Genomic DNA, 14,373 nt, shown 5'->3' with positions numbered 1-14,373 from the left:
TTTTTATTTTATTTGTAACGTTTGTTTTCCTTATTTAAAACAATACATTCGGTAAAATTTTTACAATCGTATTATAACACTAAGTAATTTAAATGGTGAAAAGAAAAGCATTAATCAAAGCTTTGATTATGACATCAGCGTTTGGGTGCGTAAGCAACTCATATGCAACTGGTCATTCTGTTGCCCATATTTGGCAACAGTCAAAAGTAGAAGGTGTCGTTAGTGACGGGAATGGACCTGTTTCTGGCGCTTCTATTTTAGTAAAAGGTACAACCCTATCTACATCATCCGATGAAGCAGGGCGTTTTTCATTAAGCGGACTGCCTGCTAATGCAGTGCTTCAGGTCTCTTATGTAGGTTTCGAAACGCAAGAAGTTAGAGTCGGTAACCAGAGTACGTTAAACATTCAGCTGATATCTTCTTCTCAGGATCTCGAAGAGGTGGTGGTGGTTGCTTATGGCACTGCCAAGAAATCAACTTTCACAGGGTCAGCCTCTGTGGTTAAATCTGATCAAATAGAGAAAATATCAGGTACTGGATTTGCGGAAGCTTTGCAAGGAATGAGCGCAGGTGTTAATGTATCCAACAACGAAGGAAACCCTGGAGGAGACACACGTATACAAATCCGTGGTATCAGCTCTATGTCTGGCTCGTCAAATCCGCTTTACGTAGTAGATGGTATGCCTTATGACGGACAATTAAACTCCATTGCTCAAAGTGATATTGAATCAATCACCGTATTAAAAGATGCCGCAGCTTCATCATTATATGGTTCTAGAGCAGCAAACGGTGTGGTAGTGATCACGACAAAAAGAGGGAAATCTGCCAAACCAACAGTGAACTTTAGATCGGCTTTTGGTACATCTGATAATGCAGTAGGTAATCCTGTTAAAGCTACTCCAAGCGAACAGTTTTTAAATACTTGGGAAGGACTTTACAACGATCAATTTTATAAAAATGGTCTGAATGCAAATGATGCAGGAAATTATGCATCTGAAAACGTATTAGGTAGACTGTTAAAAAGTGTTCAGAATAGTAAAGGAGAAAGTACCTATGTGTCTCCATTTAAGCATATTAATGAGCAATATGTACTGCACGATGGAAATGGAAATGCTTTCATGAACCCTAACTTAGAAATGGTTTGGGATGAGAAAGATTATGACATGTATAACGCTGTTTTTTCAAGAAAGCTTCGCCAAGACCATGGCTTGGACGTAAGTGGGACAGCCAATGAAGGAAAAACAAATTATTTTTTATCTGCAGGCTATCTGAATGATAATGGCTATGCAAATAAACAATATTTTAAACGCTATAATTTTAGAACTAGTGTCACCACTAAATTAACGGACTGGCTAGAGATAGGAGGAAATATTTCTTATTCGCAGTCTCGTCAGAATGTTTCTGGAGTGAGTAGAGCTGTGCTTTTCTCCAATAGTTTGCAATCTCCTTGGTTACGTAATGTTGATAACACCGACTGGGAATATTCGGGTAAGACGGGTGAGCGCATGCTTGATTTTGGAGCTTATACAAATAGTTTCTTTGGTGCCAACCCAATGGCTTACAGCGGTGATTATTGGAATAACGAAAATGATGAAAGTTTTACCAATAATATGCGTCACATGATTTCTTCACGCTTTCATGCAGGTGTTGACTTACCTTTTGACATTAAGTTTAAAACCTCTATTAGTTTAGACAATAATATTTATAAATATTTTGAATATACCTCTGCTGTACACGGTGCTGCTCAGCTTCCTCCTTATGGACTTACAGCAATGACTGCGGGGGGTGCTGCTGCACGCAGAAACTCAGAAACTAAATCGGTAACTTTTAATAATATACTGACTTGGGAAAAAGGGTTTGGTAGTCATAATTTATCATTATTAGCCGGTCAGGAATCTTATTCTAAAGATTATTATTATGATGAGAGTTCCGGAGAAGGAATTATGCAAATCGGGCAGTACGAGCTGGGGTCAACAACGAGAAACTGGCAAGCAAAGTCTAATAAAGACCGTTATGCTTTAATGTCTTTTTTCGGTAAGGTTGATTATAACTACGATAATAAGTATTTCTTGTCTGGTTCGGTACGTCGTGATGGTTCGTCACGTTTTAGTCCAGATTCCAGGTGGGGTAATTTTTACTCAGCAGGTTTATCTTGGAGATTGAGTAACGAAGATTTCTTAAAAGACGTTTCGTGGTTGTCTAATCTTTCGTATAGAGCAAGTTATGGTACGACAGGTAATGATAAGTTGATAACTAGGAATGCTAATGGAAGCGTAGGAGATGAAATTTGGTATGCTTATCAAGGTGTATATTCGCCAGATGATTTGTATACAATTGCTGGCTTACGTCCTACAGCGATGGCTACCCGTGATCTAAAATGGGAGAAAAACCAACAGTTTAATACCGCCATTGACTTTAGTTTTTTTAACAGAATTCACGGGTCAATCGAGTACTATCAAAGACAGTCAAAAGACTTGTTGTTCTATAAATCTCTACCGCTATCAGCGCAGGAAGGTGGTATTGTTGGGAGAAACACAAACCTGGGTAATTTAAAAAATAGTGGTTTCGAATTTACAATTGGCGCAGATGCAATCCGCAAGGAAAACTTCAATTGGAAGATTGATGCCAACCTTTCTACATTGAAAAACGAAATTACTTCACTACCTGATGGTGAATTTACGTACGAGAACCGAACAGCAGGTTATAAAGTAGCAGAAGGAAAGTCTTTATTCGAATTCTTTATGGTGAAAAATGCTGGTGTTAATCCCGAGAATGGTAATATGCAGTATTGGATTAGAGGTAATGATAATGATTGGGTAAAAACGGAGGACTATAGTCAGGTCACAACTGATGATTATCAATGGTTGGGTTCTGCTTTGCCTAAAGTGTACGGTTCGGTAACCAATAGCTTTGATTATAAAGGCTTCGACTTCTCCTTTATGCTTTACTATTCGTTAGGCGCGAAGATGTATGACTTTGCTTATATAGAACGTAGTACTTTACGTAATGGAGTAGGTGTTGTTCAGGACTTAGTGGCTGATAGATGGCAAAAGCCGGGCGATCAGGCTTCTTTGCCACGATGGTCGGACAACGATTATTCAAGTACACGTAAAGCATCCGATTTTTATTTATTCGATAATGACTTCCTGCGTTTAAGAAACGTAACATTAGGCTATAAAGTACCAGCTACTAAGCTAAGTAGATTGGGTATTGCCAATCTGAGATTATTCGTTTCAGGTGATAATCTTTTAACTTTTGGTTCGGCCAAGAAACGATATTCTGATCCGGAAACTGGTCTTTCTGGTAATAACTACAACGGTAGTGCAGATACTGATAACGGTATTCAGGGCTCTAGGAGAGTATACACAGGTGGCGTACAAATTACTTTTTAACAATGAAAATGAATAGGACATTAAAAAATATACAGTTACTAACTTTAGCAGGACTACTGGGCTTTACGACAAGCTGTAGTGACTTTCTAGATACAAAGTCGTCAATAGATACTCCGGAGGAGGTCGCATTAACAAGTACTTCTGGGTTAAATAAAGTTTTAACTTCGGCTTACAAACAATTGTATTTTAATTCTGAGGGTGAAGATCGGGCATATGCCGGTTTAGCAGGATTACAAATGTATGTAGATTTAGGAGGTGCTGATATTATATCTACGGATAATATGGGGGGAAATCAAGTCTCATCTTATGATTATGAACCTCGTAAAACACAGGCTAATGGCTATGCCAATGGTATTTGGAGTATGATGTATAGCATTATTAATCAAGTTAACCGCGTGATTGATAATGTTGAGTCTGCTCAAGGAACCGAAGAAGAGAAAAAGAATTTAATGGGGCAAGCAAAGGCCATCCGTGCCATCTGTTATTTCCATTTAATTCAAAATTATCAACAGACTTACGTAATAGCTAAGGATAAACCAGGCGTTATATTGAGATTATCTTCTACTGCCGAGCAAAGTTTGCCTCGATCGTCCGTAGCTGAAGTTTACAAGCAGATTCTTGCTGACTTTAATGATGCGAAAGCTTTGTTAGTGGATTTTCAACGTCAAGAACAGTGGCATGTTAATGCAGATGTCGTAAAAGGTCATTTAGCACGTGTACATTTAGTGATGAATCAATGGGAGCTAGCATTGGAAGAGGCTAAGTCTGTTTTCAATAAGTATCCTGTCCTAATGTCTAAAGAAGAATTTAACGGTGGCTTTGATGACGTTATATCAAAGAAATACCCTGAAATTATCTGGGCTATGAAGGTGACAGATCAAAATAATTTTGGTGGTGCTACGCAGTTTAACTTTTGGTACAATCAGGATGAAAGTTATGGAGAAGGATATACGGATGGGCCAATTTATAGCTTTATGAACTTCTTTGTTGATGGGAAGTTTGAGCAACTATTTGAAAAAGAGGAGGATCGCTATCAGTTTTGGAAAAGAACCAAAAATGGAAGTAAAGATATTTCGACCAAGTGGGCATATAATAAGTATAAACATTATGGCGATGCGAATGGAGCAAAACAAGGTAATACCAGACCCGAAATATCTTTGATGCGTAGTGCTGAAATGTTATTGATCATGGCAGAAGCAGCTGCCCATATTGATGGCGGAGAAGGTAAGCGCTATTTGAATCAACTTCAGAAAGCTCGTGGAGTTAAACAATTAACAACAGCGTCTGCAGGGACAGATTTATTAGAGGCTATTTACATTGAGCGCCGGAAAGAGCTTTTGTGTGAGGGTGTTACAGGTATTTACGATTTGTTAAGATTACAAAAGCCTTTGGTACGCTTGCAAGCAACACCTAGCTATGTAGAAGGTCATTATCCGCGTGGCTTGATGAACCTGAATGGATATGTGGCTAGTGCTGCACAGCCACAGGGTAGCTTAGCATCTAATGATTATAGAATGATCTGTCAGATACCTCAGTTAGAAATGGCAAATAATGAGTCGTTGACTGCTGCTGATCAGAACCCTTTTTCGGGAACAAATTAAGTTAAGGTAAACGAATAAGGCCACCTTCTCTATATGGGGAGGTGGCTTTTTTTATTTGTCAATTATAATTAGTCCTTTACATTATATATCTTTAATTTAACTTAAATTAGCTGTATTTGAGTTAATAATGTATAACTAAATAGTAGTAATATGGACTTTAAAAATGTAACAGTAGCAGGTAGCGGTGTCTTGGGGTATCAGATTGCTTTTCAAACTGCTTTTCATGGTTATCAAGTTACGGTTTATGATATCAATGATGAAGTGTTGGAAAAAGCAAAATCTAAATTTGCTATTCTGAGCGAAGCATTTAAACGGGATTTGAATGCAACTTCAGTACAATTAGAAGCGACGCATGAGCGTTTGTCTTATACGTCTAATTTAGCAGAAGCTGTCAAGGATGCTGATCTATTAATTGAAGCTGTACCTGAAAATCCAAAAATTAAAATAGATTTTTATCATAAACTAGCTCAAGTAGCTCCTGAGAAAACAGTTTTCGCTACTAATTCATCGACTTTGTTGCCTAGCCAGTTTGCAGCAGAAACTGGGCGTCCTGAAAAATTTATTGCTCTTCATTTTGCTAATGAAATATGGAAACATAATACAGCTGAAATCATGGGGCATCCTGCAACAGATGAAAAGGTCTTTGATGACTTGGTGGCGTTTGCAACATCTATTGGTATGATTGCATTGCCTTTATATAAAGAGCAACCCGGTTATATTGTAAATTCCTTATTAGTACCTTTTCTTAATGCAGCGACGGATCTTTTAGTGAAAGGAGTTTCCGATCCACAGACCATTGACAAGACCTGGATGGTGGCTACGGGAGCACCTCTTGGGCCATTTGCTATTCTAGACATAGTTGGTATTACAACGGCCTATAATATCAACAAAATGACAGCAGAAGCTAGTAAAGATCCATTAAAAATAAAGACTGTAGAATATTTGAAAGAGCATTTCATAGATAAAAATAAGTTGGGAGTAGCTACCGGCGAAGGATTTTACACCTACCCGAACCCGGCCTATCAAAAGAAAGATTTCCTGAAATAATTAAATTAAGGGCAATTAGACTGTTTCTTGTCCAATTTAAGAGCTAGCGGCTAAAGTTAGCTCTTAAATTGATATAACGATGTGTATTGAAGCATGTTTTATTTTGTTAACACATCTATATTTCTTTTTAAGATTGCTAAACTGGAGTTCATCTCCTCTTTATTCATATGGCCAAAGCCAAGTCGCATAGCGGTTAAATCTTTATGCTGGTAAAGCAAGTTTTTTGGTATAAATAATTGCTCTTTTCTACATTCCTGACTTACCTGGAGCAGGTTGATAGGGTTTTTCCATTGAACCCATACCGCTAACCCACCCGATGGTTGTTGAAAATGTATGTTTTCTCCAAAGGTCTGGTTTAGTATATTAACAAATAGATTACGCCTTTCCTGATATATCTTAATTGATTTTTTTAAATGTCTATTAATTTCTCCTTCTGCGATCATTTCTGCTAAAACCATTTCCATAAGTACGTCACCTTGGCGGTCAATAATACCTAGGTATTTACGCATTTCAGCCATGACATTTTGGGGTGCTACAATAAACCCAGTTCGAAAGCCTGGGGCCAATGACTTTCCAAATGCGCCTATGTAAATAACCATTCCATTGGTATCTGCACTGGCGAGTGGTAGTAATGCTTTCTGATCATAATGAAAGTCATAATCATAGTCATCCTCCAAAATTATAAAACCATATTGATGCGCCAGATCTAGTAATGCAACTCTTCGCTCTGCAGTTAAACTGACGGTTGTCGGGTAGTGATGATGTGGTGTTAGGTATAACATCCGGATCGTATACTGCCTGCACAGCTTCTCTAGGGCGTCTACTTGTATACCCTCTTCATCTACTGGAACTTGTACTATGCGTGCTCCTGATTTTTGAAAAATCATGTTAACTGAAAAGTAGCTTAACGAAGCGACTACGACAATATCAAGGGCTCTTAATAATATCTCTGAAATAATATAGACACTCATCTCTGTGCTACGTGTTATGAGTATGTTTTCTTTTGATATATGTAAGCCCCGGGATAAATTAAGATAATTGGATAAGTTTTCTTTGAAATATTCGCTGCCGTCCGAATTGTGGTATCCTAATTTTTTTAGATTACTTTTTCGTTTGATATTGGAGCTGTAAAATTTAGACAACTGTTCTATTTGTGTGAGGCGTATATCTGGTGTCCCGTCATTGAACGAATAGTGGCACGATGAAAATTCAAATGGATTGTCTAATAAGCTTGATTTTTCAAAACTATAGCCTGTTTTCTCTGGATAATAAGCCAATAGATTTTGTTTTTCAGTGCTAATACGCTTTCCTTTTGCATCCTTTTTTTGTAAAACGAATGAACCTTTATTGGGCCGTATTTCTATCCAACCCTGAGCGTCCAGTTCCTCATAAACTGCGATAATTGTTTTTCGGTGCACTGCCAGCGTACTGCTTAACAACCGCGTGCCTGGCAATTTTGTGCCAGTTAGGAGATACCCCCGTTGTATGGCATTGATCAGTTGATGCGTAACTTGCATATAGACTGGCGTTGTCGACGCTCGATCTATATGTATAAAACTACGGTAAGGTATTTGCCCCGGACTACCCATATGTCAAAATAGTTGTTATTCGATTAGTCCGCTAAGGTACTGTATTTTGAAAATGTTTTTACTATAATTTGCGGTTGTATAATGAATTAGGTGAGAAGTGTTTTTTTGTTTTTTCTTTAAATCACAAATGTTGGAAAGCACGAGGGATGCATAATATTTTACATGCTTTACAGATTTAAGTCCATTTAAAACGTTTTTTAGTTTGATAGTTTTGTTCGTGAAGTTTTTGTTAAAATAATGTATAGATTCAAAATTATGAAGAGGTTATTAATAGTCATATTGTTTTTTTGTCAATCGACCCTGTTCGTTCATGCGCAAGAGCGTATGAGTTTAAAAGGGCTGTGGCAGTTTAGTCTGGATGAAAATAATGTAGGCATTGCAGAGAAATGGTATACTAAAAATCTTACAAGTAAAATAGCTTTGCCAGGGACGACCGATGAAGCAAAATATGGACAGAAAACTTCAGGCTCTGATTTTGGAATATTAACACGGGAATATAAATATTATGGCCCCGCTTGGTACCAAACTGAAATTCATATTCCTGCTGATTGGAAAAATAAGCGTGTTTTTCTACACCTTGAACGGGTCATGTGGGAATCTAAGGTGTATCTAAATGACGTAGAAATGTCTACGTACGACGCCTTAAGTTCAGCACATATGCATGATTTGGGGCATTTGACACCAGGTATACATAAGTTAACTATTCGTGTCAATAACGAAATGATTCATAACATTGGTGATAAAGGACATGTTTACACCGAATATACACAGAGTATATGGAATGGTATCGTAGGAGAGATTGAATTGGTAGCCAAAGATCCTGTACGTTTGGGAAATCCTCAAGTATATACCAAAATTTCACCAAAAGTACTTCAGATAAAAGATACACTAATTAATGAAGGAGGTAAAAAAAGGAAAGTTAATGTTCATTTTCATCTATCTGATCTGAAGACTAATGATCTAGTATATACCGTGACAAAACCATTGGTGTTTCAAGATAGTCAGCATGTGCTGAATGTTGAAGAAAAGATGCCAGACGCTGTTAAACTGTGGGATGATACGCACCCTAATATGTATAAATTAGACATTGTTATCGCAGATCATAAAAACAATAAAACTATAGATCGTAAAACAATAGAGGTAGGGTTTAGGGAAGTTACCGCAACGAAGTCAAAAATACTTGTGAATGGAAAGCCTGTTTTTCTTCGTGGCAATCTGGATTGTGTGCACTTTCCCTTAACAGGTTATCCTGCTATGAACGTAGACGAGTGGGAGCGTATTTTTGATATTTATAAGTCCTATGGTTTAAATCATGTTCGTTTTCATTCTTGGTGTCCACCAGAAGCTGCATTTCAAGCTGCAAATCGTAAGGGTATTTATTTACAACCCGAGGTTATTTGGCTGGATTGGTGGATGGCTGTAGACAATCCTGGACGGGAAGAGATGAATACTTTAGGCAGGCCTCAAGGTCTTGGACACAACCCTTCGGCAGATGCATTTACGCAGAAAGAAATCAAACGTATGTTTGACGCTTACGCTAATCATCCGTCTTTTGCAACCATGTCCATTGGTAATGAACTCGGGAACTCAGATTTTGATGTGATGGAATCTTGGTTAAAACCTTACCAAGAGAAAGATAATAGACAATTGTATTCCGTTTCTTCTGCTCGTAAAATTACGCCTATGGATGAGTTTATTGCCACGCATTATATTGCAGAGTTGGGTAGTACGAGAGGTATTCGTGGGGCGCATACGGATTGGGATTTTGAAGATGTGTATGGCAAATCCAACATCCCTGTTATTGCCCATGAAATTGGCCAATGGCCAGTATACCCTCGCTGGGATGAAATTAAAAAATATACAGGTGTATTGAAGGCACGCAACTTCGAAGAATTTAGAGAGCAAGCCCGTAAAAATAATATTGAAGAGCAGAATGAAGCATTTGTACAGGCTTCAGGCGCACTCAATCAGATTATGTATAAATATGAAATCGAATCTTTTTTACGAACCCCTTCCAGTGCAGGTATACAGCTTTTAAGTATGCAAGATTATCAAGGGCAGGGAGAGGCTTTAGTGGGCTGGTTAGATGTTTTTTATGATAGCAAAGGCATTACGACTCCTGAAAAGTTTAAATCGCACCATGATACAACTGTCACTTTATTGCGTTTGCCTAAATTTGTATGGCAGGCTGATGAATTGCTCCAAGCAAAGATTCAGTTGTCGCACCATGGGACTACAGCTCTAACAGATGTTGTGACGTGGCTTGTCAGAGATCAGGACTACCGTGTTATAGCGCAAGGTAAATTTAATAAACAACGTTTTGAAATTGGAACTTCACCTATTCTGGGGGAAATTAAGGTAGATCTAAGTACGGTTAAAAAGGCTACTAAAGTAACTGTTGAGGTGGGATTAGAGCAAGGAACGCAAAAGAACCAATGGGATATTTGGGTCTATCCTAAAATTGATCAACCCGTTTTAAAAGATGTTCATCTTGCCTCTCGTTTTGATGCCGAGGTGCAAACGATTCTAAATAATGGAGGCAAGGTCTTATTAGATGCTTCCGAACTGGGTAATTTAGAAACTTCGGATTTGATAAGTTATTATCCGCTATATTGGTCGTTAACTTTCTTCCCGGGGCAGGGGAAAAATACGATAGGCATGGTCGTTCAGGACAAGCATCCCGCTTTACAGGAGTTCCCGACTGATAATCACAGCGATTGGCAATGGCAGTCAATTTATAAAGGTGCACGTGCATTTTATATCAACGATTACCCAGCTGCTTACCGTCCTATTGCACAACCTATCGATGATTTTCATAGGAATAATAAGTTAGCTTCTATTTTTGAGCTACAGGTAGGGAAAGGTAAATTATTGATTAGTGGTTTCCCTCTTCATGACACAAGTAATATAGTGTCTGTGCAGTTGAAGAATAGTTTGTTAAAGTATATGCAGCAGGATACGTTTGCTCCAGAACATCAGGTTGATGCAGGTACTTTGCGCACCATGTTGACCTATGTCGAGCCTTTGACCTCGGTCGTTCCTGCGGAGTTTGAAAATGCATTGTTATATGTCGAATCAGGAGCTCTAGCTAATCGGAAAAATGAAAATGTTACTTGGAATGCTCAAGTTGATCGTGCGGAAACTCAAAAAGGGACGAGCTATGAAGTACGTGCGGATGGTGTATGGAAAGAGGAAGTGTCGAGCGCTTGGCAAGGTAAGGATATAGAAATCGATATAAAAGCACCGCAAGGGATGATAGGATCTTTATATGTTTATTTTCATGATTGGAATAACAATGGGAGAGAAGCTGATATTAATTTTGAAGGGCGTGATTTTACTTTAGGAAAACATGACGGAGAGGGCAAATGGATAAAACTACATGTTATGCGCGAAGATTCTAATGATGGCATTTTAAAGTTAAAAGTAAAAGCTACGAAAGGACCAAATATTATGATATCTAAATTGGCCTTACTGGAAGATGTTGAATAAGTTTTAGGGAAAAGGTAAAACCCGGACGGGAAAAGTGAAAATCCAGATGGGAAAAGTGAAAACCTAGACGGGAAAAGGTAAAACCCAGACGGGAAAAGTAAAAACCTAGATGGGAAAAGGTAAAACCTAGACGGGAAAAAGTAAAACCTAGACGGGAAAAAGTAAAACCCAGACGGGAAAAAGGAAAACCCAGACGGGAAAAGGTAAAACCCAGACGGGAAAAAGGAAAACCCAGACGGGAAAAGGTAAAACCCAGACGGGAAAAGGTAAAACCCGGATGGGAAAAAGTAAAACCCAGATGGGAAAAAGGAAAACCTAGATGGGAAAAGGTAAAACCCAGACGGGAAAAAGTAAAACCCAGATGGGAAAGCGAAAGCTAAATATGTCTCGTAGGAAATGAAAAATGCACATAGAGTGCCTTTAAAGAATGATTTTAGTGTTCTTTTTTGCTATAGAGCATTGAAAATAGGGGTGAAATTCCGCCAAAAAGTTTTTTGGCCTTCGTTGAACTTTGGCGGAATTTTACCCTTCGATATATATTGGAAATCTTTATACTACACATTTTTGTACCAAGAAGACAAGCTTATTGAATCCATACATTCTAAATTTCCCTATGAGTTATGAAACTCACATCGTTCGTCAAATACTAACACACCTGGTTACGAAGTAGCATGACTGCCAATAAAAAAAGATAGAAATACGCATAGTACTCTTCTATATGATAGATAATAATTAAGTTTTTTATAAAAATGGAGTTAGTTTATATCGTTTAGTATCCTACATTTACTTTCATTGAGCAGTATGGTTTGATTTTATGATGGTTAGTATGTTTGTCTCTTCGCAATTTGTTTGTAAAATCTTGCTGTTTAGATGTTCATCTATTTTTTTTATAACGTATATTCGTAGTGATAGATTATCTTATTTTTTTAAATTATGATAGGTTCAAGAAGTAAACGTGACGGCTTTGAGGGGGAGTTGTGTGTTGTTGTCCCACGCACTGTCATTGAAAATAAGCAGTTGCCTGCAATAGTGCAAAGTTTTTATGTTACGGATATTGGTTATTTTCCAAAGGCAAAGGGGCATTATCGGAGACGTAGGAACGGTTGCAGCGAGTATATTTTGATTCATTGTGTGGATGGCTGCGGCAAAGTTCAGGTTGGTCGGGAAGAGATTACGTTGAAAGCGAATAGTTTTGTTATAATTCCTAAAACCATCCCGCATAGCTATGGTGCAGATGAGGCCGATCCTTGGAGTATTTATTGGTTGCATTTTGGTGGTGTACAGGCTGATCTTTTGTTAACCGAGCACTTACAAACAATCTCTGTAGAGACCGACTCATTGATTTTTAGCGACGAACAAAAATTTACATTTGAAAAAATGTATAAATTACTTTCCCGTGAATATAGTGGCGAGGTTTTAAATGCGATCTCTCTAATTATACCCTACTTTTTAAGTACCTATTTACACCGTAAAATGTTCGACCGCTTAAACGATGATTCTAAAAGCGATGTGATCGATTTAGCTATTGATTATTTAAAAACCAAGATCGATAGCCGGGTAAGCTTAAAAGAGATTGCTTCGTATAATAATCTATCTGTTTCTCATTTTTCAAAGCTGTTTAAAACAAGAACAGGCTATTCGCCAATAGAGTATCTCAATTATTTGAAAATACAAGAAGCTTGTTATAAACTACAGTTTTCGGATCTAAGGATATCTGAAATTTCATTCCAGTTGGGCTTTGACGATCAATATTACTTCTCTCGCCTTTTCAAAGAGCATATGGGGGTTTCTCCCTTAAATTATAGAAATACCAGTATTTCAAAGGTGATATAATCCATTAAATTACTGGTTTTATACATCTTCTTTTCAAAGCGTTGCACTAATTTAGGTGTTTACAATTTATACACTTACAAATGCTATGGACAAACGGGTATTCACCTATAGTTTAATTGCTTCCTTAGGAGGCTTGTTATTTGGCTTTGATATTGCGATTTTTTCTGGAACAATTCCCTTTATTACACCTGAATTTGCATTGAGTCCAGAAAAGTTAGGCTGGGTAGCAAGCTGTTTATATATAGGCTGTATTTTTGGTGCTATCTTCTTCGGTAAAATAGCGGAGCGTATTGGTAGAAAACCATCATTAATCGGTGTTGCTTGCATTTTTATTGCATCTTCTATCCTGATGGGGCTTGCTAAAACTATAGATCAGGTAATTATATGGCGTGTTATCGCTGGTTTTAGTGTAGGTGGCGCATCGGTGTTATCTCCTCTTTACATTGCTGAAATAAGCCCACTGCGTTCTCGCGGTAAGATGGTGTCTATTAATCAGCTGGCTATAGTCATCGGTATATTATTAGCCTATCTTTCTAACTATTATTTAGCGCAAGTGGAGGGTAACTGGCGTTGGATGTTTATTAGCGGAGCTGTGCCTGCCATTGTGTTTTTATTTGCTTCAATTTTTTTGCCAGAGAGCCCTAAATATCTTTTTTATAAAGGTAAGCAAATAGAAGGGGAGGCACTTTTATATAAAATTTTTAATAAACAAGATGCCGAGGACGAACTGGCATATATGCAGTCGCAGCAAGAGAAACGAAGCGACTCCAATGTGCAAGTTTTAAAGTTTCTCGTAAAGAAGCCATATTTTGGTTTACTGATCTTAGGAGTCATTATTGCTATATTCCAACAGATATCTGGAGCAAATGCTGTTTTGTTTTATGCGCCGATTATTTTTGAACGTGTTGGAATGGATGTCAATGATCAGCTTTTTATACAGATTTTAATAGGTTCTATAAATCTTGCATTTACACTTGTAGCTATTCGTGTGGTTGACCGTGTGGGAAGAAAAAAAATGATGTTGTTCGGTTCGGGGCTTATGTCTGTTTTATTATTGCTTATTGGTTTATCTTTTCAGGGCAATTACATTCCTCAAAGTTTCGTGAGCGGGTTGGTTTTGCTCTTTATCGGAACATATGCTGCAACTTTAGCTCCCGTAACCTGGGTTATTATAGCTGAAATCTTTCCTATCAAAGTACGCGAGCAGGCTATGGCTATTGCTTCTGCTTTTCTATGGATAGCATGTTTCGCAATCACGTATATTTTCCCTGTCATGATTAACAGCTTAAGTATATTCCAAACCTTTTTAAGCTTTTCATTGCTCTGTGGAGTATACTTTTTGTTTTTACTCTTTTTTGTTCCAGAAACAAAAGATAACAGAGTTTGAGTTAAAACAAGGTTTCAATTGATTTAAATGTTGTC

7 protein-coding genes are annotated in these 14,373 nt (G+C 37.8%); 6 read left to right on the top strand and 1 reads right to left on the bottom strand.

Features of this window, described 5'->3' with window-relative positions; genetic code table 11:
• Positions 1-92: 92 nt before the first annotated feature.
• The 3 genes from ORI89_RS12230 to ORI89_RS12220 all read left to right on the top strand — a co-directional run bounded on the left by ORI89_RS12230 (position 93) and on the right by ORI89_RS12220 (position 6,040).
• Complete coding sequence (locus ORI89_RS12230; protein WP_268230775.1) at positions 93-3,392, top strand: SusC/RagA family TonB-linked outer membrane protein; 3,300 nt, start codon at positions 93-95, stop codon at positions 3,390-3,392.
• Between the two features lie 8 nt (positions 3,393-3,400).
• Complete coding sequence (locus ORI89_RS12225) at positions 3,401-4,993, top strand: RagB/SusD family nutrient uptake outer membrane protein (RefSeq protein ID WP_268230774.1); 1,593 nt, start codon at positions 3,401-3,403, stop codon at positions 4,991-4,993.
• Between the two features lie 150 nt (positions 4,994-5,143).
• Positions 5,144-6,040, top strand: coding sequence for a 3-hydroxyacyl-CoA dehydrogenase (locus tag ORI89_RS12220; protein WP_268230773.1), 897 nt, complete (start codon positions 5,144-5,146; stop codon positions 6,038-6,040).
• A 98-nt stretch (positions 6,041-6,138) separates the two neighbouring features.
• Here the strand turns inward: ORI89_RS12220 and pdxR are convergent, their stop codons facing one another.
• Positions 6,139-7,629 (bottom strand): MocR-like pyridoxine biosynthesis transcription factor PdxR, encoded by a 1,491-nt coding sequence (gene pdxR, locus ORI89_RS12215; RefSeq protein WP_268230772.1) that lies wholly within the window; start codon positions 7,627-7,629, stop codon positions 6,139-6,141.
• 255 nt (positions 7,630-7,884) lie between these two features.
• Between pdxR and ORI89_RS12210 the strand changes: the two genes are divergently transcribed.
• From ORI89_RS12210 to ORI89_RS12200, 3 genes are all read left to right on the top strand, one after another.
• On the top strand, positions 7,885-11,118 hold the full coding sequence (locus ORI89_RS12210; protein ID WP_268230771.1) for a sugar-binding domain-containing protein: 3,234 nt from the start codon (positions 7,885-7,887) through the stop codon (positions 11,116-11,118).
• Between the two features lie 933 nt (positions 11,119-12,051).
• A complete protein-coding gene (locus tag ORI89_RS12205; protein ID WP_268230770.1) occupies positions 12,052-12,951 on the top strand; it encodes an AraC family transcriptional regulator in 900 nt (299 codons plus the stop codon).
• A gap of 85 nt (positions 12,952-13,036) precedes the next feature.
• Positions 13,037-14,338 carry a sugar porter family MFS transporter gene (locus tag ORI89_RS12200; RefSeq protein WP_268230769.1) on the top strand — a complete coding sequence of 434 codons (1,302 nt, stop codon included), beginning with the start codon at positions 13,037-13,039 and terminating at the stop codon, positions 14,336-14,338.
• Positions 14,339-14,373: the final 35 nt, after the last annotated feature.

Origin of the sequence: Sphingobacterium sp. UT-1RO-CII-1 (genome assembly GCF_026711005.1) — a bacterium.
In the GTDB taxonomy this organism is placed as follows: Bacteria; Bacteroidota; Bacteroidia; order Sphingobacteriales; family Sphingobacteriaceae; genus Sphingobacterium.
The sequence above is the reverse complement of the archived record's forward strand: the minus strand, read 5'-3'. Positions and strand labels throughout refer to the sequence as shown.